At 38.7% G+C, this 25,721-nt stretch carries 31 protein-coding genes and 1 pseudogene; 3 read left to right on the top strand and 29 right to left on the bottom strand.

Translation table 11 applies throughout. From position 1 onward, the window contains the following. Positions 1-90 precede the first annotated feature (90 nt). The 6 genes and pseudogenes from EL087_RS02430 to EL087_RS02405 form a co-directional block, all read right to left on the bottom strand. Entirely contained in the window at positions 91-531 is a 441-nt protein-coding gene (locus tag EL087_RS02430) for an ASCH domain-containing protein (RefSeq protein ID WP_022525192.1), read from the bottom strand. After that, positions 531-1,220, bottom strand: coding sequence for a hypothetical protein (locus EL087_RS02425; RefSeq protein WP_126406666.1), 690 nt, complete (start codon positions 1,218-1,220; stop codon positions 531-533). Before EL087_RS02425 ends, EL087_RS02430 begins: the two co-directional genes overlap by 1 nt. 11 nt (positions 1,221-1,231) lie before the next feature. After that, positions 1,232-1,564 carry a DUF7716 domain-containing protein gene (locus tag EL087_RS02420; protein WP_003028249.1) on the bottom strand — a complete coding sequence of 111 codons (333 nt, stop codon included), beginning with the start codon at positions 1,562-1,564 and terminating at the stop codon, positions 1,232-1,234. Continuing rightward, a pseudogene (locus tag EL087_RS02415) lies at positions 1,561-2,298 on the bottom strand (GNAT family N-acetyltransferase). Before EL087_RS02415 ends, EL087_RS02420 begins: the two are co-directional and overlap by 4 nt. 20 nt (positions 2,299-2,318) lie before the next feature. Next, a complete protein-coding gene (locus EL087_RS02410; RefSeq protein WP_126406665.1) occupies positions 2,319-3,017 on the bottom strand; it encodes a 3-oxoacyl-ACP reductase in 699 nt (232 codons plus the stop codon). After that, positions 3,010-3,246, bottom strand: coding sequence for a DUF2829 domain-containing protein (locus EL087_RS02405; protein WP_003028259.1), 237 nt, complete (start codon positions 3,244-3,246; stop codon positions 3,010-3,012). The genes EL087_RS02410 and EL087_RS02405 overlap by 8 nt, the downstream gene beginning before the upstream one ends. Positions 3,247-3,437: 191 nt before the next feature. Between EL087_RS02405 and EL087_RS02400 the strand changes: the two genes are divergently transcribed. Next, complete coding sequence (locus EL087_RS02400) at positions 3,438-3,641, top strand: cold-shock protein (RefSeq protein ID WP_126406663.1); 204 nt, start codon at positions 3,438-3,440, stop codon at positions 3,639-3,641. Between the two features lie 144 nt (positions 3,642-3,785). Here EL087_RS02400 and EL087_RS02395 read toward each other — a convergent pair whose 3' ends face one another. From EL087_RS02395 to EL087_RS02325, 17 genes are all read right to left on the bottom strand, one after another. Next, the gene (locus EL087_RS02395; RefSeq protein WP_126406661.1) at positions 3,786-4,424 is read right to left on the bottom strand and encodes an RpiB/LacA/LacB family sugar-phosphate isomerase; all 639 of its coding nucleotides are present in this window, start codon (positions 4,422-4,424) and stop codon (positions 3,786-3,788) included. Continuing rightward, complete coding sequence (locus tag EL087_RS02390; RefSeq protein ID WP_126406659.1) at positions 4,421-4,882, bottom strand: GNAT family N-acetyltransferase; 462 nt, start codon at positions 4,880-4,882, stop codon at positions 4,421-4,423. Before EL087_RS02390 ends, EL087_RS02395 begins: the two co-directional genes overlap by 4 nt. A gap of 12 nt (positions 4,883-4,894) precedes the next feature. Further along, positions 4,895-5,323, bottom strand: a complete 429-nt coding sequence (locus tag EL087_RS02385) for a GNAT family N-acetyltransferase (RefSeq protein WP_126406657.1) — start codon at positions 5,321-5,323, stop codon at positions 4,895-4,897. Between the two features lie 67 nt (positions 5,324-5,390). Beyond that, the gene (locus EL087_RS02380) at positions 5,391-6,779 is read right to left on the bottom strand and encodes an APC family permease (RefSeq protein ID WP_126406655.1); all 1,389 of its coding nucleotides are present in this window, start codon (positions 6,777-6,779) and stop codon (positions 5,391-5,393) included. A gap of 146 nt (positions 6,780-6,925) precedes the next feature. Beyond that, entirely contained in the window at positions 6,926-8,914 is a 1,989-nt protein-coding gene (locus tag EL087_RS02375; RefSeq protein ID WP_126406653.1) for an ABC transporter permease, read from the bottom strand. Then, positions 8,907-9,674 carry an ABC transporter ATP-binding protein gene (locus EL087_RS02370; RefSeq protein WP_126406651.1) on the bottom strand — a complete coding sequence of 256 codons (768 nt, stop codon included), beginning with the start codon at positions 9,672-9,674 and terminating at the stop codon, positions 8,907-8,909. Before EL087_RS02370 ends, EL087_RS02375 begins: the two co-directional genes overlap by 8 nt. Positions 9,675-9,812: 138 nt before the next feature. Beyond that, the gene (locus EL087_RS09465; protein WP_003030748.1) at positions 9,813-9,941 is read right to left on the bottom strand and encodes a hypothetical protein; all 129 of its coding nucleotides are present in this window, start codon (positions 9,939-9,941) and stop codon (positions 9,813-9,815) included. A 163-nt stretch (positions 9,942-10,104) separates the two neighbouring features. Then, positions 10,105-10,509 carry a DUF3021 domain-containing protein gene (locus tag EL087_RS02365; protein WP_003030740.1) on the bottom strand — a complete coding sequence of 135 codons (405 nt, stop codon included), beginning with the start codon at positions 10,507-10,509 and terminating at the stop codon, positions 10,105-10,107. A 12-nt stretch (positions 10,510-10,521) separates the two neighbouring features. Then, positions 10,522-10,977: a LytTR family DNA-binding domain-containing protein gene (locus EL087_RS02360; protein ID WP_185952262.1), complete on the bottom strand. Its 456-nt coding sequence runs from the start codon at positions 10,975-10,977 to the stop codon at positions 10,522-10,524. 25 nt (positions 10,978-11,002) lie between these two features. Next, on the bottom strand, positions 11,003-11,866 hold the full coding sequence (locus tag EL087_RS02355; RefSeq protein ID WP_126406647.1) for an ABC transporter permease: 864 nt from the start codon (positions 11,864-11,866) through the stop codon (positions 11,003-11,005). A 1-nt stretch (position 11,867) separates the two neighbouring features. Beyond that, positions 11,868-12,734, bottom strand: coding sequence for an ABC transporter ATP-binding protein (locus tag EL087_RS02350; protein ID WP_126406645.1), 867 nt, complete (start codon positions 12,732-12,734; stop codon positions 11,868-11,870). A 152-nt stretch (positions 12,735-12,886) separates the two neighbouring features. Further along, entirely contained in the window at positions 12,887-14,863 is a 1,977-nt protein-coding gene (locus EL087_RS02345; protein ID WP_126406643.1) for an FtsX-like permease family protein, read from the bottom strand. Further along, positions 14,844-15,623, bottom strand: coding sequence for an ABC transporter ATP-binding protein (locus EL087_RS02340; RefSeq protein WP_106082959.1), 780 nt, complete (start codon positions 15,621-15,623; stop codon positions 14,844-14,846). Before EL087_RS02340 ends, EL087_RS02345 begins: the two co-directional genes overlap by 20 nt. 14 nt (positions 15,624-15,637) lie before the next feature. Beyond that, positions 15,638-15,766 (bottom strand): hypothetical protein, encoded by a 129-nt coding sequence (locus EL087_RS09460; protein ID WP_260452362.1) that lies wholly within the window; start codon positions 15,764-15,766, stop codon positions 15,638-15,640. Positions 15,767-15,827: 61 nt separating this feature from the next. Beyond that, entirely contained in the window at positions 15,828-16,586 is a 759-nt protein-coding gene (locus EL087_RS02335) for a TraX family protein (protein WP_126406641.1), read from the bottom strand. A 122-nt stretch (positions 16,587-16,708) separates the two neighbouring features. Beyond that, positions 16,709-17,689 (bottom strand): sensor histidine kinase, encoded by a 981-nt coding sequence (locus EL087_RS02330; RefSeq protein ID WP_126406639.1) that lies wholly within the window; start codon positions 17,687-17,689, stop codon positions 16,709-16,711. After that, positions 17,673-18,359: a response regulator transcription factor gene (locus EL087_RS02325; RefSeq protein WP_126406637.1), complete on the bottom strand. Its 687-nt coding sequence runs from the start codon at positions 18,357-18,359 to the stop codon at positions 17,673-17,675. Before EL087_RS02325 ends, EL087_RS02330 begins: the two co-directional genes overlap by 17 nt. A 93-nt stretch (positions 18,360-18,452) precedes the next feature. Between EL087_RS02325 and EL087_RS02320 the strand changes: the two genes are divergently transcribed. Continuing rightward, positions 18,453-19,634 carry a DUF2974 domain-containing protein gene (locus EL087_RS02320; protein WP_126406635.1) on the top strand — a complete coding sequence of 394 codons (1,182 nt, stop codon included), beginning with the start codon at positions 18,453-18,455 and terminating at the stop codon, positions 19,632-19,634. A gap of 487 nt (positions 19,635-20,121) precedes the next feature. On the opposite strand, the gene metG is transcribed toward EL087_RS02320, so the two are convergent. After that, positions 20,122-22,119 (bottom strand): methionine--tRNA ligase, encoded by a 1,998-nt coding sequence (gene metG / locus EL087_RS02315; protein WP_126406632.1) that lies wholly within the window; start codon positions 22,117-22,119, stop codon positions 20,122-20,124. A 241-nt stretch (positions 22,120-22,360) separates the two neighbouring features. Between metG and EL087_RS02310 the strand changes: the two genes are divergently transcribed. After that, entirely contained in the window at positions 22,361-22,621 is a 261-nt protein-coding gene (locus EL087_RS02310) for a SemiSWEET family transporter (protein WP_003028309.1), read from the top strand. A 365-nt stretch (positions 22,622-22,986) separates the two neighbouring features. Here EL087_RS02310 and EL087_RS02305 read toward each other — a convergent pair whose 3' ends face one another. From EL087_RS02305 to EL087_RS02285, 5 genes are all read right to left on the bottom strand, one after another. Then, positions 22,987-23,619, bottom strand: a complete 633-nt coding sequence (locus EL087_RS02305) for a DUF421 domain-containing protein (protein ID WP_126406628.1) — start codon at positions 23,617-23,619, stop codon at positions 22,987-22,989. Beyond that, positions 23,616-24,071: a DUF3290 family protein gene (locus EL087_RS02300; RefSeq protein WP_126406625.1), complete on the bottom strand. Its 456-nt coding sequence runs from the start codon at positions 24,069-24,071 to the stop codon at positions 23,616-23,618. Before EL087_RS02300 ends, EL087_RS02305 begins: the two co-directional genes overlap by 4 nt. 179 nt (positions 24,072-24,250) lie before the next feature. Continuing rightward, positions 24,251-24,886 (bottom strand): SdpI family protein, encoded by a 636-nt coding sequence (locus tag EL087_RS02295; RefSeq protein ID WP_126406622.1) that lies wholly within the window; start codon positions 24,884-24,886, stop codon positions 24,251-24,253. Continuing rightward, positions 24,873-25,154: an autorepressor SdpR family transcription factor gene (locus EL087_RS02290; protein ID WP_003028314.1), complete on the bottom strand. Its 282-nt coding sequence runs from the start codon at positions 25,152-25,154 to the stop codon at positions 24,873-24,875. The genes EL087_RS02295 and EL087_RS02290 overlap by 14 nt, the downstream gene beginning before the upstream one ends. A gap of 206 nt (positions 25,155-25,360) precedes the next feature. Further along, the gene (locus EL087_RS02285) at positions 25,361-25,609 is read right to left on the bottom strand and encodes a hypothetical protein (protein ID WP_037567425.1); all 249 of its coding nucleotides are present in this window, start codon (positions 25,607-25,609) and stop codon (positions 25,361-25,363) included. Positions 25,610-25,721 lie beyond the last annotated feature (112 nt).

Here is a 25,721-nt window from a genome sequence, read left to right as displayed (position 1 = left end):
AGTTCCTTTTATCAAAGTAAATTTACTTTATTATATCACTTTTTGTGTCATTTGTTAAGATTCTCTCCATGACACATATATATGTTTGTTTCATAGCGGATAAACCTTACGAAACTCCTCTAAGACTACACCTGTCTCCTCTGAGAAGGAGAGGCCGGCTTCAGCCATCCATTCCGTGAAGAATTCCTCATGCACCTGCCGCCAGTAATTCAAAGATTTATCACCCTCTCCTTCTTTAAAAGCGTGCTCTGCAGAGACTTGCTTAAAAGGAACAACCGTTACTTTGGTGATTTCGATGATACAAACGGCTTGATCCTGACCGTCTAAAATCACATCAAGGGTTCCTACCTGCGGCACGGGCTTATTTTCAAGCTTATAGAGCTCATAGGCCGAAGCCGTCGCTGTCTTTTCACCACGAAGCACTAAGTCGGCAAGCTGATCTGCCAAGGTACCGAAGGCCCAGGCATTAATCTCGTCGCCAATTTCTGGATTGATTTTCTTATATGCCTGCCACATTTCTTTTGGGGTCATCATTTCTCCTGTGTATTCTCATATTTTGTAACATTTCTCCAAAATGATTTAATTAAACGACAATAATCGTTAATCATTTCGGCAAATATTTTTTCATCTTCAATTAATAACGGTCGTTCTGAATGCATAATTATGTTTCTATAACTATTTCCGAATTTATTCTCTTTAGAATAATATCTTTCTTGTATATCCTCCAAAATTTTTCGTAAGTTTATGATATAGCCATTTTTATCAAAACGTGATACTATTAGACGTTCTTTAGGGATACCCCATTCTTGGGAAACATAATCTTTTGCAATATTTATTAGATCTTCAGCATCTGCCTCAGTTAAAATACTCATGGAATTTTTTGAAGTCTGTTCACCAATCTGATAAACAATTTTAGAATTTATATTTTTTAACGGGGAATCATTTGATAGCAATTTCTCCAAAATATTTTTGGGATAAACTTTTTTATTATTATCAATTTCAATTATTTTTTTAAGAATAGATTCCATACTTACCAATATGAATGGAATAAAAATATTATTAGGGTTCCTAATTCCTTCCCACTCTTTTACATACATTTTCTTCATATCTTTAAAATACGTTGGATTTTTTTCAACATTGCCTTCAAAATATAAATTTTTATATAATTTCTCCTCATTCTTAATTATTATATCAAACGTATTATCTAAATCTTGACGCATTTTCACACTCCTCATAAATAATCCATAAAGTCATCACGCTCATAATAGTAAAGCAAAGCCTGTAAACACTCTTGATCAGTCGCTTCTGCTTTCTGCTCCATAACTGACAAGAGAACATCCGCAAAATCTTCACCGTAATAAATCAGCTCCATCTCTTGCTCCCTTACCTGTCTAGGGTAAACATCCCTATTATCCACTATTTGAGGATAATCAGCAAGCAAGTAGCTGTCCTGAAAATTCAGTTCTCCATTTTCCTTAGCATACAAACAGAAATCATCATCTAGCTCTTCCGATTTTACAGCCTCAATGATGTCTTTTAAGAAATAGGTTTGGTTTTTCTTCATTGGTCAAAAGTCCCTTTCCATTCATAAGCCGGATAAACTCCTAGACACTGATAGCCCGAGCTTTCTGCAACCTTCTTGGAAGCTTCATTGTGCGCATCCCAGAGAGGAAAGTGTGAGCGTCTTTGAGCTTCTAAAATCATCTGGGCACCCAAGATTTTGACCAAGCCCTATCTTTGGTAGGTTGGCTTGGTAGCAATTTCAATCTCAAGAGCTCCATGATAGACCAATCCTGTCGATACGCCAGCGATGATTTCCTCTCCTGAATAGAGTAAAAAACCAAAGCCACCCGCCGCTTGAAAATGGTCAAAATCGGAAAAATCACCCTGCAAATCCTGAGACTAGGCTTCCTCAGCCAAACGCTCATAACTCTCCGTATCAATCGGACAAAGGTAGTAGTTTGCAGGTAGCTTGCTCTGCCATTTCTCCAAAGCATCTGTGTCAAAGACAACCTTTTCCGCAAAAGCATAACGAGTAAACTTGCCCAGCTCACTCTGACTATCTAGAAACTCTTGCCAACTGGGCTCCTCAGAGATAATGACCTTGTCAGCCAAGCTGTATTTTGTGCTATAATCCTGCCAAAAATCCGAATCCACCTGACCAGCCGGAAAGATGAAATTTCCTAATTGGTATAGGCAGGCTGTCTCAGATTCGTTCATGAAGAGCTTTCCTAGGCCAGCATCCAAGCCGTAAACAACCATGTTTTTAGACCAAGAGTAAAAATACTTAGTCTTCATTGCTTTCACCTTTGATTTCCTCACTTCAAGCTCCAACCACCGTCGATTTTGAGAATCTCGCCCTGCATAGCAGCTGCCTTGCCACTGGCTAGAAAAAGGGTGACATCAGCCACTTCTTGAGGATCTAACCAGCGCTTGATCGGCGTTTCTTCAGCAACCCAATCTGCTAAGCCACCTGGTTCAAAATCTGCCGCAGTCATCTTGGTTTTAACTGCTCCTGGTGCAATTCCAAAAATCTGAATTCCTGCTTCAGCATAATCAAGTGCTAATTGCTTGGTAAATCCTGCTAAAGCATGCTTAGAAGAGGTATAAGCATGCCCGCCACCACCAGCTAAACTCGATGCAATAGAGCACATATTGATAATGATGCCTGATTGTTTCTTCAGCATCTGCGTCAGATAATAACGAGTTAGCTCTACTGGTGTTACATAGTTAATCTCGAAAATTTCTTGGATCTCCTGAGCGGATTGCTCAAGAAGTGGCTTGTAATCATCTAGTACTCCAACTGTATTGCAGAGGACATCTACCTGCGGACACCAGTTAAAAACTGACTGAAGCGCCAGCGTTAAATCTTGTTGAAGAAAATGAAAATCTCCTGTCAGGTTTGGTTTTTTAGACTGGTCTACACCATAGACGCGCCAGCCATTTCCCAAAAAGAGCTGTGCCTGTGCTCGTCCAATCCCTGAACTGACTCCCGTCACCAGTACTGTCTTAGTCATGAACTTCCACCCAGTCATCTGCTAAGACATCACAAGGAGTTGGGCTCCACATGGAAAAGCCTTCCCCTTCGCCTGACACGTTGATAAGAAAGTACGGAGTCACATCAAGTGTCACTCCATTTTGTTCAATACTGTCAAAAAGCTGGATGTAGTTCTCTGCCCCACCCCAACCAGTACGAACGTATTTCTTCTTAGCTTTCAGACCTGGTAAAATTTCTTCAAATGTCATGATATACCTCTTTCTGCTTTTCATATTACTAGTATAGCAAAATATATTGCCAATCGCCGACTTTTCCTTGCTTTTTGCTGCTACTTCTGTTAGACTTGCAAGAGTAAATGAATTTTGAGTGAGTATTTTTGTTTTTCATCTTTACTTTTTCTATTTTTTACGCAACATTTTAGAGAAAGGAAGTAAGATGTATGGCACAAGGTACAGTAAAATGGTTCAATGCTGAAAAAGGCTTCGGCTTTATTTCACAAGAAAACGGACCAGACGTTTTTGCTCACTTTTCAGCGATTCAATCCGACGGATTCAAATTACTGAATGAAGGTGACAAAGTAATGTTTAACATTGAAGAAGGTCAGCGCGGTCTTCAAGCAGTCAATATTACAACATTAGCATAAAACAAGACAAGACTGGGATTTCCAGTCTTGTCTTGTTTTAAAATGACGTTATAATGTCAAGCTCAATTTTTACCATAAACAGTCAAAATTGCAAAGATAATGAAATGTGTAGGGACATCTACTTAGTGCCTCCGCTTTTTCATTTCACTTTTTACCTATTTTTGCTTTCAGAAAACGGATGAACTCTTCATTGGTTCCATTCGTTATAATAGCATTCATCACTATCTTTCTTTGCAACAATTTAGTGAAAGTATCAGTTGGAAGTTGTTCTACTAATTCTTCCCAACTTCGTTTCGTCAACTGATTCAGGTCCTTTAGGGCACTTGCTTCCAACCTTTTTCTTTCCGCTTCATTTTCAGGATAGCCCATACCAAACTCACCATCAAATAATTTATCCAATGTATATTGTAGGTTCAATTCTCCTTGCCAACCAAAATTCAACCCTAATGGCAGGGAAGCAACATTTCCTCCATTGATTCGTCCAAAGAGGAAAGCATCTTGTGGGGGCTCTATATAGCCACACAAAAGACCCGGTAAACTATTACAGGCAAGCATCATACCTTGACCTGAAGAACAACCTGTTACAACAAAATCTACTGCTCCACTTTCTATTAAGAGACTAATCGTCATCGCTATCTCAACATAAGAATACTGTTCGTTCTCCTCCTCAAAAATACCAAAATTCAGCACTTCGTCAGACGATTGGACTGCTTTTTTTACAGATTCAAATAGCAACGAATTCATATTTCTTCGAGTGGTTCCTTGGATAACCGCAACTCTCATTTCAACTCCTTTTCCATTTTGACAAAAAGGTAACTATCGCCATTGCTTTCCTGAGGCTGCCGCCCAATCACGTTGAAACCACAGCGAAGATAGAGCTTTTGAGCTCTTTGATTAAAATCTGCAACTGAGAGAGTTAGGCTTTTTACTGAGATATTTTCTTCAATAAACTGCAGAATGGTTTGTAAAAACTCTTCCCCTTGACCTTTACCACAATACTCTGGCTTCATGCCTAAACCTAGCTCCTGCTTGTCCTTGTCAACTGGAAAAAGGCAAAAAAAGCCATATAATTCATCATTTTTGAGAACCTGATAATAGTGATTACCACGCGCTTCAGGAGATAAAATTTCTTCATAATCCTCAGGATCCGCTTGCATATCATAAAAAGCATAGATTCCTTCGTAATGCCAATGATTCGCAATTTCTTCTGCATTGCTTTGACTTAATGGTTCAATTTTCATGGATTTCCTTTCTTAAAATTCCCAATAAAAACGTTTCTGGTTAGCTTTTTCCTCACAGCCCAGTCTTCGATAAAATTCATGGGCTGCAGTTCGAGAAATGCCAGAGTTTATGCGAATACCTGCATAGCCTGCAGCTGAACCCTCTTCACGCACGGCCTGCATCAGCACTTTGCCATATCCCTGACCTTGAAAATCTTTGTCAACTGCTAATGCCAACAGGTTGAGTAAAGGCGGAAAATAGAGGCAATCATAGCTAGCTGCATGGGCATAGCCGACAATCTTTCCTGCCACATTTTCTGCTACCAAGATAAAATGATCAGACCTATCCAATAGCTCTGATAGTTTCTGACGAGTTTCTATCAAGCCAAAATCATAGCCGAGAGCAGTTGCATTGATTTCCTGAATAGCCGCTGCGTCTGAAAGTTCTGCAGGTCGTATCATGTTCGCACCTCTTTTTCTTTCTATTATAGCAAAAAACAGCCTAAGTGGCTGTCTGGATTAAAGCTTATCAATTGATTTCCGAATGTTGATATCCATAGATAAAATAGATAATTGTTCCAACTAGTAAGGCAAGCCCGAATGCTAGCCAAGTATCAGAGCCATATTGGCTCATGAAAGACAGGCAGATAATAATGGATAAGACAGGCGTCAGAGGTACAAAGGGAGTTTTAAACTCCCCTGCTTGAGGAAGTCCTTTATCCTTGCGCAACTTCAAAATAGCCACTGCTAACAAAATCAGATAAGCCAAGGTGCAGATATTTAGAAAGGATGCGATACTGGCTAGCGGAATAATCCCCGCACACACTGCTGCAGCTATTCCTACCAAAATCGTTGCATTTTTCGGAACTCGACTAGTGGCGGTTAATTTCCTGAAAGACTTTGGCAACAAACCGTCACGCGCAATGCTGTAAATCATACGCGACAGAGCATAAGTCATGGAAATGCAAACGGTAATCAAAGTCAAAATAGCCACCACTGACACATAATTAGCCGCCCAGCTAAGCTCCACACTGCGAAGCGCAAAGGCGACAGCATCTGCTACATCTAGCTTGCTATAGTGAACAATCCCTGTCAAAACTAGTGTCACCAATATATAAAGCACCGTTACAATAGACAAAGACAGCACAATCCCTCGTGGAACATTTTTTTGTGGCTCCTTAATCTCGTCCACTGCCATAGAAATAGACTCGAAACCCAAAAAGGCAAAGAACATCAGAGAGGCGCCAGCCATAATTCCAACATTGCCACCATAAAGTTTACCAAAGCCAAACGGAGCAAAATGAGACCAATTTTCAGGCTTAATAAAGAAAATACCTACAAAGATAAAAAGGGCAAGCGCCGAAAACTTCAAGACAACCAAAGCAGAATTAAATCGCAGAGCTGCTTTAGAATTTAATAAAACCACACCTGTTACAAATACCAAAACAAGAATCGGCAGTAAGTCTACATAGGTTCCTGCCTGCGGATTGAAGATTCCATTGAGCGCTTTTGGCACACTCAAACCAAATCCGCTTAGCAAGCCTTTCAAATAGGAAGCCCAACCAGAGGCAACGCTAGATACCGCCGTCATAAATTCCATAATGGTCAGCCAACCTGCTATCCAAGCTGGAAACTCACCAAGGACAGCATAGAGATAGCTATAAGCACCTCCATTTGCAGGAATTCTTGACGCAAATTCTGCATAAAAGAAAGCAGACATACTCACGCAAAGAGCAGAAATAATAATCGAAATCACCAAAGCTGGACCAGCTAGAGTTGCAGCCGCCATTCCGGTAATCGTGAAAATCCCCGTTCCCACCATAGCGCCGATTCCTAACAAAATCAAATCAAGCAACCGTAAATGACGACGCATGTCAGTCCGATCTCGACTGACATCTTTTTTACGAAAAATATTCATCCTAAACTCCAATTTATTAGATTGAATTATTCTACCATAAAAGCAATCAAAAAGGAATCAAACGTCCCTCTTTTTTGTTAAATAAATTGAAAAAGGAGCAAGAATAGCCCTACTCCTTTTCACTATTATCCGTACCTATCGCTAACTCAAATCGACACAATTCTACGATAACTGCGTGATGTGATGAGAAAGACAAGTACATAGACGATAAAGAAAACAGCACAAACGCCAAGCGTAACTTCCAACATCAATGCAGCATTTAAGACCCCCAGAACTTTCAACATAAGGCTCAGCATATGATAAGCAAAAGCTAGGTGAACAAAGGCAAAGATGAGTGGCAAGAAAAACACAGTCAAAATTTGTTTGCGAATGGTGCGCTTGGTCTGCTTTTCATCTAATCCTACCTTTTGTAAAATTACAAAGCGGTCTCGGTCTTCATACCCTTCTGAAATCTGTTTGTAGTAGATTACCAAAACCGTTCCCAGCATAAAGACAATTGAAAGGAAAATACCAATAAAGAAAACGCCACCTAACATACTCATGATTTCCTGCATACCTTGGATTCTTGTATAACCATACACACCGGCATTATCGGGGAGCGTCGTATTGAACTGTTTCAACTTCTTTTGATAAGCTGTATCCAAATCACCTTTTGCCTTATCAGAAGCCTTAATATTCAATCCACCATATAATTCTGTATTAATTGTGTAGTGCTCCTTTTGTGCATCTACTATCTTTTGTGGATCATTAACAACCATAAAAAGTGACTGCGGTACAACGATATTATACTGATCCGCGACATTTCCAAGAACAAAGTCATCTTTTAAAAGTTCTTTCACTGTCAATTCTTGCTCAATCAGCTTAAGAGGTTGATCTTGCCTTACAGATATTCCTTTTGCAAAGATGGCTGTCTCATTGTCTTTTAAGTCCAATGTTTTGCCAGTCATCTTTTGATAATCAGCAGCTGAAAACAGAAGAATGTAAGCTTGTGGAGAAACTCGTGTTTCTCCTTTTGGATAAATGTCAAGCTGATTACTGTCTTGTTTTTTAATTCCCATAGAATAATATTGATAGGCATTTTTCTTAGTAACTTTTAGATGATTTTCATTTGCAAACTCTGTTAATGCTTGTTCCAATTGGGCAGCTGATACTTCTCTTCCCTTTATAGTATAGTCTTGAGGATACATCGCTTTTTTCAAATAATCAGCACCTGCATAAATGTTGATACCACCAGCTAAGGTGACTAAGACCATGGTTGACAAAATCGAAATCGTTGCTAAGCCAATCGCATTTTTCTTCATCCGAAAAATGAGATTAGAGACAGAAATCATATTGTTTGGTTGATAGTAATATCGTTTATTTTTCTGGAGCAACTGCAAAAATACCGTAATCCCTGCATTGAACAGCAGATAAGTCCCTAAAATAACAAAGAGAACAGCTATAAAAAATATACCAATTGCTGTCAATGGATTTTTGACACTCAGAGCTAGGTAATAAGCATAGCCTAAAGAAATCGATCCAATAATCGTTTGAATCAGAAGAAATCGTCCTTTTCTTTCACCGCTATTCTTTTCCTTGGCCAATTGTAAAGCATTAAAACGTAGAATCCTCAAACCGTTGACAAGCACCAAGCCCGCAAAAATAACACCATAGATGACAACAACTGAAATAAGAACTAACCATTGAAACGTGGATACTAGAACAACTTTTAACCCCATCAATTTCAGTAAAAAGGCATAAATCAGTTTATCAAATACAATACCAAATCCAAGACCAATCGTGACAGTCGTCGCTCCTAAAATCAATAACTCAATGAACACCATGGTAAAGAGATGACGTTTATTAAGTCCTAGCATTCCATACAGCCCCAGTTCTTTCGAGCGATTTTTCATGACGAAGCTATTAGCATAAAAAACGATAATCGCTGCAGCAATCGTCACAATAATCACTCCAAGAGCCAAGACAAATGAAATAGAACTTGCCCCCTGCATTTTTTGTAAATGGGGATTAAACGTTAAAGAATTAAAAATATATGAAATAGCGACGACTAAACAAGTTGCCAACGCAAATGGATAGTATAATCTACGATTTTTCACTAGGTTAGAAACCGCTAATTTTCCCGCTAATCTAAACACCTTGACTCACCTCGCTTGCCATGACCGTTAAGGTATCTGAAATTTCTTGGAACATCTGCCGCTCTGTTTTATCGCCTCGGAAGATTTGATTGTACAAAATTCCGTCCTTGATGAACAGTACGCGCTTAGCACGGCTTGCCGCCGAAGTCGAATGTGTCACCATGAGAATCGTCTGTCCGCGGTCATTGATGTCATCAAATACATCTAAAAGCGCCGCAGAAGACTTAGAATCGAGCGCCCCTGTTGGCTCGTCTGCCAGCAGAATTTCTGGATTGGTGATAATAGCACGCGCTACTGCCACCCGCTGCTTTTGACCACCGGAAATTTCATAGGGGAATTTTTCCTGCAATTGGTTAATCCCCAGTTCATTACAAGTAGTAACCAACTTTTGCATCATTTCTGTAATCGAACGGCGTGATAAAACGAGCGGCAAGAGAATATTGTCCTTGACCGAAAGCGTGTCTAACAGGTTGAAATCTTGAAAAACGAAACCTAATTTTTCCCGACGGAAGCTCGAAGCTTGACTGTTTTTAATCGTCGCTGTATCCATGCCATTGAGAAAGACGCGTCCTTCGGTTGGCTTGTCTAGCATGGCAAGAATGTTGAGCAGAGTGGACTTCCCAGAGCCAGATTCCCCCATAATAGCGACATAATCGCCCTCATCTACTGTAAAATGAATGTCTTTCAGTGCTTCTACTTGGTTGCCTTGAAAGCGGGTTTTGTAAATTTTCTTCACGTGCTGTACATCTAATAGTGTCATGATTTTCTCCTAACAATTTATATATATCTATCATACTGAAAAGAAAAGCAACTTTCCATACTTTAACCTTTCATTTTTTACTTTTATCTTACATTTTTGTAAGATTGCCTGAAGCTGTACTGATATTAAAAATGTATCTCAATGACTATATTGTAGCCAGAAATAATATTGACTAGAAGCACAGCCGATTTTTGTCTTTTCGATTTCTTTTTTGGAAATTTTTTCAGTTTTTGGCATTGATTTTTGCTTTAATAAAATTGTTTTCATGTTCTTTCTCCTTTATTTTCTTTACACTTATATGATACAAAAATCGCTAAACAGCTGCCATAACATAACCTTTCATTTGAGCCTTAAAAACTTACATTTTTGTAAGAAAAAAGGCTTGGACAAATGTGTCCCCAGCCCTCTGGATATAACTACAAGACCTAAGCTATTCTTTTGTACGGTTTCTTCTTAATTTTACAAGTGATTCATTGATTTTCTTTGTTTTTAGATAAATATCTAAGCGAACAAATAGCCAAATTAAAATATAAATAACAATGAAATCTAGCCAAAATTCAGCTCGCACAAGATTGAAATCCCAGCCATTATAAATCATCATCACACAAACTACAATTAAAGTTAGGAAAAAATGAATCGTTAACTGTAGCAAATAAGAAAAATTTTCAACCTCAAATAGTAAAGTAAATAAGCCAATCAAAGCACTCATTATCAAGATACTTATGATATTAGCAGTTGTCGCTTGGGATTCTTGGATCCGAAAAGCTAAGACAAGTAAATAAGCTAAGGAACCAGTGCGCAGACCTTCTAGCATAGACACTACAATTTTTTTCATGTTTGTTCCTTTCTACAAACCGAGATAATCCATTAACAATCTGACGTATTTTCGACTGACACTTGACCTAATTTTGTTTGTCAATCTAGCCGTCATATTTCCTGAAAAGCTATCCGATAATGATAACAAATGGTCAATATTGATGACAGCGTGTTTTGAAATTTGAATAAAGTTTTTACGATTAACCCGACTTTGAAAATGTGTGAGTGTTTCGGTCGTCGCATAGATACCATCCACACAATACACCATCAATGTTGTCTGATTGATGTCTGCCAAAATAATCTGATCCGTCTTTACCATAACAATTTTATCATCTGTTTTAATGGGAATAGCATTCACATAAGACGACCTGTACTGATGTAAATATTCAAAAATTTCTTTGGCTTCAGCTTCTAACTCGTCCGCTTGAATCACAACAAGTGGATCATTTGAAGGAATGGTTGGATTCATTTTGAATTTAGTCTGCAAAAAATTTCTCTAACTTTCTATCAATTTAAGCAATTTTAGTCCACCGATTGGTAGCAAGCTGTTGGATTGTCCAAATGACAAGCAAGGCAACTAAAACTACTACAACTATATAGTATGTTTCTTTCATTGTCAATAGAGATTCCCACTTTAATTGAATGCCCATCATCTTTTCAAAATAATCTTGCGCTGCTGTATTATGATGAAACGCAGTAGCTAAGCTATCTTTCATCATTACTTGTCTAAAGAGAGAAGCAATATATGTGGAGGGAGTACATTTCATTATCGTTTGAGCAAATGACGGAAGAACCCCTATTGGAATATAGGTTCCAACTAAGAAACCAGAGGCAGCTCCGATAATCGTTGCTAGCTTTCCAAGCGTATCTACTGATTTGAAGTGATTCACAAGAATACCATTGAAAATCGAACATAAGAGTGCATTGAGCACCATAATAAGGAGGATTTGAGGAAGCAAAGTCAAATCAACGACAATCTGATCGTCCCAGATAAAGTAGCCTTCCATGATAGTAAACATGATGATCTGCATCAAAAATCCAATGATGGCAGTACTCAGAAGGTAACTGATAGACAAGCCCCAGCGTCCCAAATCTGTCAGAACTAGGTCTTGTGTTACGTTACTTTCTCTATCTTTCGCTAGTTGGGAAAAACTCGAAAAGGTTGTGGTTAACCCTGTAATGGCAAGCGTTCCACCAATCAACCACGAATCCAATAACTGATTGGTATGAGGGACTTGACTCCAAGAGGTCTTGATATTTGCTTTCAAAAAAACTAAGTACAATATAAAGGAAATCATGGCTCCAAGAAGGGATAAAACCACTCCACTACGATTACGAAAATATAGTAAAAAATTTCTTTTAATGATCATTATCATTTTAACGTACCTCTCTTCCTGTCAACGCCATAAAAGCATCGTCCATTGTTCCTGGTCGAAATTCAAATTGTCGAATAAAAGAGCGACCACACGTTAGAATCTCTAAAGCCTTTTCTGTCGTTTCTGGGTGAATCAACAGTTCATTCACTCTTACTTCCTCAAAAGGAATCTCTTCCTTCAAAATTTCTTTAAAATCAGCAGTATCGGTCACGAATACCTTGAGAAAATTCTGAGCATATTGCTCTTTAATCTGATTAGCAGAACCTTTGGCAGTCACTTGACCGTGATCCACAATATAAATCATATCTGCATCATCTGCTTCATCTAAATAATGAGTGGTTAAGATAACCGTCATCTTCTCTTTTATTTGCAACTGGTGAATCAGCTCCCAAATGGCTTTCCTAGTTTGAATATCTAAACCAGTAGTTGGTTCATCAAGAAAGAGAATATCTGGGCTATTCAGCAGAGCACGGGCAATATCCACTCGTCGTTTTTGTCCACCTGATAAAGTCCCATATAATTGCGTTGAGAAATTTTGCAATCCCAATTGATTCACTAAGCCATCCACTTTTCCTTTATCAATATCCTTATATTGACCTGCTCTAATTTCTAAATTTTCTTGCACCGTTAGCATATCATCTAAAACACTGTTTTGGAAAACAACACCTAATTTAATGGGGTTATCATACAGTATCTCTCCTGCCGTAGGCTGCAAAAGTCCTGTCAACATTTGAATCGTTGTAGACTTTCCAGCACCGTTTGGTCCTAAAATAGCGGTAAAACTTCCTGTTTCAATCTGAAGATTCAAATCATTCACAGCTTGCTTATTATCATAGACTTTGCTAAGATGTCGTGTTTCTAGTAACATAACGTTCCTCCAATAATTTATTTTACGAACTTATCATACTCCTCACTTTTAAAAAAATCTCGCACTTTTGGATAAGAGGTTCTACTAGCTAGATAAGAAGTCAGATTTACAAGATAAAAACCACTCGCCAAAAAACGAATGGTTCAAAATACTTATTGTGCTACAATCTTTTGGTAGCTTCTGGAGGTCATTACAAACACTAAGATGTAAACTAAGAGGAAAACACCGCAAGTGGTTATCGTTGTTTGAATGAGTAATGGTATATTTGTTGCACCTAAGAGAGCTACAATCAGCTGCAACATATGAAAAGCAACAGCGATATGAAGAAAGGCAAAGATAAGTGGTAAGAAGAAAACTGTTATGATTTGCTTTCGAATTGTTGCCTTCGTTTGCTTTTCATCCAGTCCAACTTTTTGCAGAACGATAAAGCCTTCACGATCTTCATAACCTTCTGAAATTTGTTTGTAATAAATCACAAGAACTGTCCCAAGTAGGAAAATCGTAGAAAGAAAAATGCCGATAAAGAGAAGAGTTCCAATAACTCCTTGATAATCTTTTTCAATGCGGTAACGCTCAGAAAGACTGATATTGCCACTTTCCTGACCTTGTTGCTGAAGAGCATTGAAAATACTTTCTTGGAGATCAACCTGTTTATTGGAAGATTGGATACCGATGTAGTAAGTATAGAAAGATTTCAGACCGACTTGACTGGGATTATTGACAACCATATACATGTTTTTTTGTGACACCATACCAGAGGGATTGACAATCTTTCCATGTGCAAAATCTGTCGTCAGATGCTCTTTGATGTTCCACGATTTTCCATTGATGGTGAGAGCTTGCTTTTGATTGATTCGAAGATTTTTTGCATATAGAAGTGCTTCATTATCAGCCAAATCAACTTTTTTCCCTGTCATTTTTTCGTACTCTTGACGGCTGATGACAAGGAAAGGAGCAATCATCTTTTGAGTTTCTTCTACACTTAGTCCTTCCGTCGTTTCAGCAATAGTCAGCTGATTGCCATTGATTTTCGAAATCATAGAAAATTGATAACTATAATCTTCATACCTGGCATCTGTCAAGCCTTTTTCCCGTGCTACTTCTTTGACTGTTTGCAAAAGCGCTGCATTTTTATCCGTCTTTGCGCTTGTAACCATGATATTATAATCTTTTGGATACAAAGTTGTCAGATAATCTTTCCCACCTACATAAATATTGATAGATCCGACTAGAGTTACTAGCAGCATGGTTGAAAGGATTGAAATCGTTGCTAAACCTGCAGCATTCTTACGCATACGGAAAATCAAATTGGATACAGAAATGAAATTCTGCGTTTTGTAGTAATATTTTTTTCTTCTCTTTAAAAATTGCAATAATGTGATTGTCCCTGCATTAAAAAGAAGATAGGTCGCAAAAATAACCATAAGAACTGCAATAAAGAAAGTCGCAATGGCAGACACCGGCTTGTCAACTGTAAGTGCGATATAATAAGCCGCAGCCAGAAGCCCTAAACCCACAAGCGTCTGCAAGCCAAGAAATCGTCCTTTTTTCTCTCCAGCCTTCTTTTCTCTCATTAAATGAAGCGAGCTGTAACGAAGCAGACGCGTAGAGTTTAAAAAGAGAATCAGCGCAAAAGCCACACCCAGACTAGCTAAAACAGTGAAAATATTCGACCATTGGAAAGTTGAGGCAATCACTACTTTCATTCCCATGAATTCCAGCAAAACTGCAAAAAGCAATTTGTCTAAAAGAAGACCTAAACCAATTCCAAGTCCGACAGTCACTAAGAAAAAGTAAAGCATTTCAAAGAAAGTCATCAGCAGCATGTGCCGCTTCTCCATTCCTAAGATACTGTACAAACCAAGCTCCCGTGAGCGATTCTTCATGACAAAACTATTGGCATAGGTGATAAGGATAAGAACTGCAATCTGAACGACCCAAATCCCAAATTGCAGGGTCATACGAGCCGCCGAGCCACCGTAACTGGCTTCTAGATTGGGGCTGTAGGCAAGCGATACAAAACTATACAAAATCGCTGTTGCCACAATCGTTGCTAGAGCAAACGGATAATACAGACTGCGATTTTTTATCAGGTTTGAAATCGCTAATTTATTCGTTAGTTTGAACATAACCACTCACCTCACTTGCCATAACCGTTAAGGTATCTGAAATTTCTTGAAACATCTGGCGCTCGGTCTTATCTCCTCGGAAGATTTGATTGTACAAAATTCCGTCCTTGATGAACAGTACGCGTTTAGCACGGCTTGCTGCAGAAGTCGAGTGCGTTACCATGAGAATTGTCTGTCCGCGGTCATTAATATCATCAAATACATCTAAAAGCGCCGCAGAAGACTTAGAGTCTAGCGCCCCTGTTGGCTCGTCTGCCAGCAGAATTTCCGGATTGGTGATAATAGCACGCGCTACTGCCACCCGCTGCTTTTGACCACCGGAAATTTCATAGGGGAATTTTTCCTGCAATTGGTTAATCCCCAGTTCATTACAAGTAGTAACCAACTTTTGCATCATTTCTGTAATCGGACGGCGTGACAAAACGAGCGGCAAAAGAATATTGTCCTTGACCGAGAGCGTGTCTAACAGGTTAAAATCTTGAAAAACGAAACCTAATTTTTCCCGACGGAAGCTCGAAGCCTGACTGTTTTTGATTGTCGCGGTGTCGGTGCCATTAAGAAAGACACGTCCTTCGGTTGGCTTGTCTAGCATGGCAAGAATATTGAGCAGAGTGGATTTCCCAGACCCCGACTCACCCATGATAGCGACATAATCACCTTTGTCCACCGTAAAATGGATATCTTTCAGCGCTTCTACTTGATTGCCTTGAAAGCGAGTTTTGTAAATTTTCTTCACGTGCTGTACATCTAATAGTGTCATGATCTACTCCTTTTTTAGAATCTAAAATATAAATGCTGCGCTGATTGACTCACTTCATAGCCAAATTGCGCTTTTCCAATATCTTTTACGTTTGGCTGAAGCAATTGACTGTCTTGTTTCAATAAAATTTTACCATATTTCATCTTGTTCTCCTTTTTTGATACTACTTTGCAGCGAATTGCTCGCTGCAAGACTATGATTTACTCATTTTTGAACGAGGTAAGCAATGCAAGTAATCAACCATAAGTGAGCTGGATAAAAGATATAAAAGAAATACTTGCTCCACTTGGTCACAGGACCGCGCTCGCCATTATAGAGTGAAATAAAAGGCAGTACTGTGATAAAAAGCCAATCGGAATTATAAAACATCATTAACAGTGTGTCGCTCCATGTCGGGTAAATCTGAATACTCATACAAAATAGGACAATCGCTAAAATACCATACAGCAGATTTCGTAGTTTTTTCTTTTCCCTGCAAGTATAGGTAATCAGCATAAATGGAATAATGACCATGCCACCTTCTGTCACAAAACCAGCCAACAAGCAGACAACAATGCCTAAGATAAAGCGAATGGGCTGGCGTTTAATATCAACTGGATTGCTTGTTTGGTTTATGCCAAAAAAGATATTGAGGACAAGTACACCGCAAGTCAAAGTTAAGAAAATATTATTATATATCTGAACTCCTTTAGACTGAAACAGCAAATTGAGAATCGTATTTCCAGCAAACATGATAGCTGACCAGAAAAAGAGACGCATATTGTAAAGCAGACGACTTCGAGTGTATAAGAAGCCTTCTACCGCTGCAAAAGCAAACCAAACTGCTACACAGCGTGTTAAAGCATGAAAAATGCTCGCCCATTCACCTGACAGTAAGCCTGGTATTTTTTCAAGGTGATCAAAGACCATTAAAACAGCCATTAAGAGCTTGAGCTGAAAAGCGTTCAATCCTTTTGTTTTCATAACTGCCTCCTCTATGAAACATCATTCATTTTCTAATCTTATGATACAAAAAAAGAAAGGCTGCTACCATAACATAACCTTTCATTTTTAGAGGCGAACCTTACAATTTTGTAAGATTGCATTTATTCAAACAATAATTTCTTTTCTTTAAAAGTAATCATAACGGTTGTGCCTTCTCCGACCACCGACTGCAAATGCAATTCATGCCCCAGTTCATCCGCAATTTTCTTAGATAAATAGAGCCCCAATCCTGATGACTGATGCGTTAGGCGCCCGTTGTAGCCAGAAAAGCCTCGCTCAAACACGCGCAGAAGATCGGCATCTTGAATCCCCAAACCAGTATCCTTCATATACAAGGTATCTTCCTTAAAGAAAATCTCAATGCCTCCTTGCTTCGTATATTTAAGACTATTAGAAAGCACTTGCTCTAAAATAACAAGAAACCACTTTTTATCTGTGATAATGGTGTGATTCAAATCATGCAAATTTAGACGAAGGCCTTGCTGAATAAAGAAAATGGCATACTTTTTGACAATATCTTTGACCAAGTCTTCTATATTTTCTCTTTTCACGACTAAATCATCATGAAAACTTTCCAGACGCAGGTATTGCAAGACTAAGTTTGTATAAGAATCAATCTTAAACAGTTCTTGCTCTAACTGATTTTTCAATGTCTGCTCTTGTAAATCCTCCACCAAGAGCTTGCTCGCAGCAATCGGCGTCTTGATCTGGTGCACCCAAAGTGTATAATAATCTAATAGATCACTCTGCTTTGCTTGATGCTGTAATTGCAGCTCTTTTTTGTCCTTTTCTAAAGTTTCGATTTTGGAGAAAAGTAATGCTTCCAAGGGAGTTTTTACTTGACTTTCTCCATATAAAACAGCGCGACGAAAAGTTTGATATTGTTTAACAAAGTCAAAGACGAATCCTATCAAGCTAACCAAGAGCAAGAGCAACATGACATACCGTAAAACAGCACGTTCACTTTCAAAAAGGTAAGAAAAAGCAAACAGTAGACTATAAAAAATAAGTAGCAACAAACATAAAAATTGACGCGAGCGGAAGTAATATTTGAAAAATAGACGCTTATTCTGATAATCCATTGGTTAATCCGTAGCCTATACCTTTCTTTGTTTCAATGAAATTCTTGAGACCGGCTTCTTCTAACTTTTTCCGCAACCGTGCCACATTGACCGACAAGGTATTGTCATCAATGAAAAAATCACTATTCCAGAGCTCTTTCATCAGGTCATCACGCGCGACAATACTGCCAGAATGCTCAAACAGCACGCGCAAAATATGAAATTCATTTTTGGTCAAGGTAATGACTTCACCTTCATAAACCATATCCATGGACTTGAGATTGAGAATAACTCCATGATATTCCAGTAAGCTTTGATCCGTTCCAAACTCATAAGACCGCCGCAACAATCCTTGCACTTTAGCAAGAAGGACATTATTGTCAAATGGTTTTGTGACAAAATCATCTCCACCCATATTGATTGCCATGACGATATCCATTGCTTGGTCTCTTGATGACAAAAACATAATGGGCACTTTAGAAATCTTGCGAATTTCTTGGCACCAATGATAACCATTAAAAAGTGGGAGACCAATATCCATTAGCACTAGATGTGGTTCTTCCTTGGCAAAAATCGTCAAAACCTGCATGAAATCCTCTACTGCAACCACTTCAAATCCCCATTGCTCCAGCATTTTTTTGACTTGTTGGCGAATGACGGCATCGTCTTCTACTAATAATATCTTGTGCATTCTATCCCTCATTTCCGCTTTCTTTCTCTATTATAACAAAGACTTGCGAAAATATGCTATACTAACAATAGATTTTCAGAAAAGAGAACCTTTATGGGAAATATTTTTAACTATTTAGAAGATGTACAATACGACAGTATCTACGATCAGCCCTTTACAGAGCTGGATATGCTGCTTTTGACCGAGATCACGTATCTAAACTATGACACAATCGTCACGGACGGTCTTGACCTGCAAAAAGCCAGCCGTTTAACTGATGTGCCACAAGATATGTCTCAAGAAAATTCCATGATGAATACCAAACATCGCTTGGCACTCTTGCAGCAGGCAGCAAGTGTCAAACGCTATAAGAACATCAAACTCTTGGGTTATGTGAATGATATTGATCTTGATGTGCAAAAACAATTTGCTGCTATGACTTATAAGATTGATTTGGATACCTTCGTCATTGCTTTTCGCGGAACGGATGATTCCATTATCGGTTGGAAAGAAGATTTTCACATGACTTATATGGAGCATGTCCCTGCGCAGCAAACTGCTGTACGCTACGTTCAAAAGGTCATGCAGGCTTTTCCAACAGCGACCTTTATCTTGACAGGACATTCCAAAGGTGGCAATCTAGCGACTTACGCTGGCAGCCAAGTGGAGCCTGCCTTGCAAGCAAGAATTTCTCAAATCTATAGTTTTGACGCTCCAGGCTTGAATCATACAGTGATTGAAACAGAGGGTTATCAAAGCATTGCTTCAAAAATCAAACGCTACATTCCTCAAGGCTCTATCGTCGGGATGATGCTGGAAACGCCTAAACAAGCTCACATCGTTAAAAGCGTAGCCATTGGTGGAATTGCCCAGCATGACACTTTCTCTTGGCAAATTGAAAATGAGCACTTTGTCTTACTTGACACGCTCAACCCAGACAGCATTCAGACAGACAAAACTCTAAAAGAATGGGTGGAAACTGTTCCTAATGACGAGCTCAAAGATTTCTTTGATGTCTTTTTCGGTCTCATTTTAGACGCTCAAATTACCTCCATTGATGAATTTTTCCAACCCAACAGTATCAAGAAAGTGCTAACTATCGTCCAAAATGCTCATGCCCTCACCGAGCAAGAAAAAGAAATGCTGAACCGCTTAACTCGGCTCCTCATTTCAATCCGTTACCAAGCTTGGATTGATGATTTCAAAACACCTAGTCCAATGGCCTTTATGACCGATGTACGAGAAAGCTGGACTAGTCTGGCGGAGAGGTTTTCGTTTTCAAATAAAGATGAGTAGTACATCATCATATCTTATACCTTATACTACAAAAGGGAGTTCCGTCTCACTCCCTTCTTTTTTAACGACTTCTCAAATAGTTCGTCCGACCTTCGGACAGAGCGAACCATTTTTCAGGCAGTTCGTCCGACCCTCAGACGGAGCAAACTTCTTTTCAGGCAGGCTATCCGAGCCTCAGACGAAGTGAACCACTTTTCAGGCAGACTGTCCGACTCTCGGACGACGTGAACTACTTTTTAGGCAGGCTATCTGACCCTCGGACGGAGCGAACTACTTTTTAGGAAGACTATCCGACCCTCGGACGAAGTGAACTACTTTTTAGGAAAATTATCCGACCCTCAGACGTGGGGAAACAATTCTTAGATAAGCCGTTGATGTAGGTAATAGACTACCAATTTCTTTTATTCCATTGACCGGAACGATAAACAAAGCGAGGCTGAGACATTATTGTCCCAGGCTCATTTTTAATTCTAATCTTCCTGTGGGCTCACCCAATCAAGCTACCATTTGGTACATTTTGATCTACTGTGAGCAGAGTTAGTTGATTACCATATTCTGCTGAGAGGATCATGCCTTGGCTGATACGTCCCATCATCTTGCGTGGTTTGAGGTTCGCTACGATTTGGACTTTCTTGCCAACCAATTCTTGCTCGTTTGGATAGTATTTAGCAATCCCAGACAGAATTTGACGATCTTCGCCGTCTCCCGCATCCAAGCGGAATTGAAGCAATTTATCAGAACCTTCAACTTTAGAAACTTCTTTAACCTCTGCGACACGGATTTCTACTTTGTCAAAATCGTCAAACTTGATTTCCTTGCGGTTGAGTTTGAGTTCTACTTCTTCTGGCTCCCATTCCTTTTCAATGGCTGGCTTATTGGCTTCCATTTGCTCCTTGATATAAGCAATTTCTTCTTCCATATCTAGACGTGGGAAGATAGGTGTACCTTTAGCAACTACTTTGACACCTGTCGGAAGTCCTGCTAAATCTAGATTTTCTAGGTCGAAATCTGCCCCCAAACCAAGCTGTTCCATGATAGCATTTGATGTGGTCATCATAAATGGCTGAATGAGGTGAGCCACCACGCGCAGGCTGGCTGCCAAATGCGCCATAACCGCTGCTAAGACATCACGTTTAGCTTCATCCTTAGTCAATACCCACGGAGCTGTCTCATCAATGTATTTATTGGTACGAGAAATAATATTCCAAACCGCTTCAAGGGCGCGTGGATAATCCACAGCATTCATTTGTTTGTGGTATTGTGCCAAATTATCAGCAACTACTGCTGCCAAATCAGCATCGAAGTCCGTCACATTTTCCACATAAGCAGGAATCTCACCACCAAAATACTTGTTAATCATAGCAACCGTACGGTTGAGGAGATTTCCAAGGTCATTTGCCAGCTCATAATTGATACGACCCACGTAGTCTTCTGGCGTGAAGGTCCCGTCAGAACCAACTGGAAGGCTACGCATGAGATAATAGCGAAGCGGATCCAGCCCAAAGCGTTCCACCAGTATTTCTGGGTAGACGACATTGCCCTTAGATTTAGACATCTTACCGTCCTTCATGACAAACCAACCATGGGCAATCAAGCGATCTGGCAATTTCATATCCAGCATCATGAGCATGATTGGCCAGTAGATAGAGTGGAAACGCAAGATATCCTTTCCAACCATGTGGAAGACTGTTCCATTATTCCAGAATTTTTCAAAGTTGGCATCTGCATCTTGACCATAGCCCAGAGCTGTCGCATAATTGAGCAGAGCATCAATCCAGACATACACCACGTGTTTTGGATTGGACGGTACAGGCACTCCCCAAGTGAAAGAAGTCCGTGATACTGCCAAATCTTCCAAGCCTGGCTCGATAAAGTTTTTGATGATTTCATTCATCCGACCATCTGGTTGGATAAAGTTAGGATGGGCTTTAAAGAAGGCTACCAATCGATCAGCATATTTGTTGAGACGGAGGAAATACGATTCTTCTGAAACCCATTCCACTTCGTGACCTGATGGTGCAATTCCCCCTGTCACCTTGCCGTTTTCATCACGGAAGACCTCTTCTAACTGACTTTCTGTAAAGAATTCCTCATCCGAAACAGAATACCAACCAGAATACTTACCTAGATAAATATCATCTTGCGCCAGAAGACGTTCAAAAACATCTGCTACTACTTTTTCATGGTAATCATCCGTCGTACGGATAAATTTATCGTAAGAAATATCAAGGAGTTTCCAAAGTTCCTTAACACCAACTGCCATGCTGTCAACATAGGCTTGCGGTGTAATACCTGCTTCTTCCGCTTTCTGCTGAATCTTTTGACCGTGCTCATCAAGCCCTGTCAAATAAAAAACATCATAACCCATGAGACGTTTGTAACGAGCAAGGACATCGCAAGCAATGGTCGTATAAGCACTCCCAATATGGAGCTTACCGCTTGGATAGTAAATTGGCGTTGTAATATAAAAATTCTTTTCAGTCATAGCTTTTCCTTTCAAGGCAAATGAAACCTCATATTTGATAACACTTTATTATAACATATTACATAGTTTTTTAAATAAAAAATAGAGTTGATTTATGCTACACTCATAGTTATTAGTATATTATTCTTGCTTAAATTTTATGATTAGTATAAAATAGTGATATTGCATTAATTGTTTTACATTAATTTAGTTATAAATGAATTCTAGTTTTCTACACTACATTTTATGAGAAATTATATAAATGGACGAAAAACGAATGAAAATGATAGGATGGATGGCAACATTCATGTCTGTCATGATGTATGTATCTTATATACCACAAATTATGGATAATTTAGCTGGACATAAGGGAAACTTTATCCAACCTTTGGTAGCTGCAATTAACTGTAGCCTTTGGGTTTATTATGGTTTGTTTAAAAAAGAACGCGATTTACCACTTGCTGCTGCAAATGCTCCAGGTATTGTATTTGGATTTATTACTGTACTAACAGCAATGTTCTAACCCTGATTGAATTCTCTTACTGTTCTATCTGACAGTAAGGATTTTTGTTGACAGTTCTTACAAGAATAGAATTACAAACAAAAACTCTGATTTCCTCAAAAACAAAAGCTCTATCTGGATGGACTAGTCGGATAGGGCTTTATTTTTTATATTTGTGCCGTTTTAGAAAAAGATTTTTTAATATTCCTTTACTATCTTTAATGCTATCTATTTTTAAACTATAATTTCAACAGCAGCTTCATTTTTCACCTTTTTATCTCAAATAAGCTTCGCAGTATCTTTATCCTGATTTCATTTTTCTGCGGAACTCCTAGCAAGCTCTTCTTCTCTCTTTTGCTTTTATCTATTCAAAAAGGAAAAGAGTCTTAATACGTCACAACGCTCAAGTTACCACTTTCATATTCTGCGATGAAGATATTAGAAATATCAGTATAGCCTTCCTTAGCGAGCCTCTCTATTAACCATTCTTCTGTTTTGTCAATAGACTCTAAAATATCAATCTGGACAACACCGTCTGTGATAATGGGGTATTTCGGATTTTCCTCACCTACCTGTACGACAATAAGCTGACCGTTTTGTTCCATGACTGCTCGTTTAACTTGCTTTAGTTGAAAAATTCCTTGACTACGCAACTTCAGAGCCACGTCCGCTGCAGAAAGACCAACAGAGCGGCAAGCTTCAGGGCTCAACTTCCCGTGCTGAATCAGGGTAGTCGGTTTACCATCAATCAAATGCTTGACTGCCCGAACATTGTTATTGAGCCATTTTAGAGTCAAGACCAAAATCGTCCACATAATGAGGATGATCGCATACTGGAGAATGTTAATAGAGCTATTATAAATCACCCCACCAATAATACCACCTAGAACATAATTTTGAATCTGGTCAATCGCGGAATTAGGTGCTAGATTTCCTTTTCCTGTCACATTGATAACAAACACGAGTGAAAATAGCCCTAAAGCTAGTTTAATCAAGATTTCAAGAAAATTCAATGTCATTTTTTAACCTCCACTAATTTGATATCTATTGTCTTATGCAATTTAATTTTTTCCAGTAAATACTTATCTGGCTCACTGCCACTCATAGCTCGATAAAAATCTTTTCCAACTTTTAAAATCGCTCCATCCGTCGCAGCTGAAGTGTTGACATAAACCTCTGACCTATCTACTCCCAAATCTTTTGAAATAACTTCAATAAAATGAAGAGAAGTTTGGAACTGGTTATTAGAGGCTTGATTGGTCTGAAAAGTACTAATCCCAATCAGAACGATAGCAATCAAAGACAAAATGGAGATAATCGCCAATTCACGAAATTTCGAATCGCGCTTATTTCGATAGGCCTTAAAAGCAAAAAAACTTGTCACAAGTAACAACAAAATAGATAGTCCAATCGTCACCCAGTTTTGCTGGCTGATTTGACTCAAAACATAATCATAAGAATAAAATTTCATTTTTTCTCCCTCTATTTTCTCGGCCTATTATAGAAAATTTTTCAATATTTCTAGAAATCGTATTTTAACAAGATAATAGGAGCGAGACAAAAATCAGCAACTCAAAGAGTTCAATTTTGTCGTCCCGCTCCCACAACGATAATTAGACTAAAAAAGTTTCAAGCTAAACAGCAAATGAATCAATGTATCCTTTTAGATAACCAGTAAGAATAAATCATTGGCACTACAATCATAATGATTAGAGTAAAAACAAGCACGAACGTAACTGCAATCTGAACGAGACCATTAAAGAAAATGATAATACCACCAATTACCCAAATTTTACCAGCCAGACGATGTGTCTTTATCCAATTATCATCATTATCCAAAGTCCATGGGAGACGTATACCAACCGTATAATTGCGACGAGTTTTTGGCATGTAATTCCCAATAGCAATAAATAGAACTCCTAAAAACATACCATTTATCAGAGCATGATTAACTGCATAACCCAAGGCTTGCGCGTAAATAGCTGTCATGACTAAACAAGATGTCAAAGGAATAATCCAATAAACCAGATGCCACATTTTCAAGCTAATATTCTTAGATTTAGGATCCTTGCTAGTCACAAATAAACAAAACCAATGTATAAGCAGCAGAAAACTAGGAATCCCAAAAACTGTAAACCCTCGACTACTGAATCCATTTACTTGATTCGAAAAATCAAAATGCGTTGCCATCGTTTCTGGTAGCCGATCCCAAAAGAAACAACCCACAAGCACAGGCAACAGAATCATAACAGTTGTTAGTCCTAATATTTTTTTATTCATTTTCATCTCTTTTACTTCCTTTCAAGTCTGCTAACCACACCATCATATCCTCCAACACAGACGTATTGAGTTCATAGTAAATAAAGTTTTTCTCCCGTGTTTCCACAACCAAATCCGCCTGCTTCAAGACATTGAGGTGATGCGAAATGGTAGCTCCTGTCAATTCAAACTGGTCTGCTATTTCCCCAGCAGACATCTTGCCCATTTTTAACAAATCTAAAATCTCTCGTCTCACAGGATGAGATAGGGCCTTGAAGGTATTAGTAAAACTCATGTCTACTCTTCCTTTCCTTTTGTAAAATGGCTAGCGCAAGGAACAATAAAGGCAAAGATACTACTCTTTTTTGACATCTTCATCACTTCCGCTTTCTATTTAGATATTCTTCTAAATAGAATTATACGCTTTATTTTTAAAAAATACAATAGATATTTACTTAACTTTCTAAATAAAAAAGAAGGTTCTGCACCTTCAAATGATTTCTACAAAAAGAAAGAGACTATCAAGGCAGAAAGAGCAATCAGGGCCGAAAGTGTCACAGCCAGACTTACCCAAAAACCAGCTGTATTCCTTGGATTGACCCCAATTCCAACACCAATTTTCTTTGGTACCCAAAATGGCTCAGAAGATGTTTGTTTTCCCCTCAAACGAAGTAACTTAATAAGGTACCAAAGAAAGAATATGAATAAGACGACTTTCAATAATAATAATAGTAATAATAATTCGCCCATTTTTATCCCCTTTGACTAATATTATACACCTTACTTATCCTTTTTTACAACCTCAAACTCGCTTAGCCAGTCATTTTTTGATACAATAGAAAAAATGAATCTAGAAAAGGTA

The organism is Streptococcus milleri, assembly GCF_900636525.1.
In the GTDB taxonomy this organism is placed as follows: domain Bacteria; phylum Bacillota; class Bacilli; order Lactobacillales; family Streptococcaceae; genus Streptococcus; species Streptococcus hominis.
This window is presented reverse-complemented; position numbering and strand designations above follow the sequence as displayed.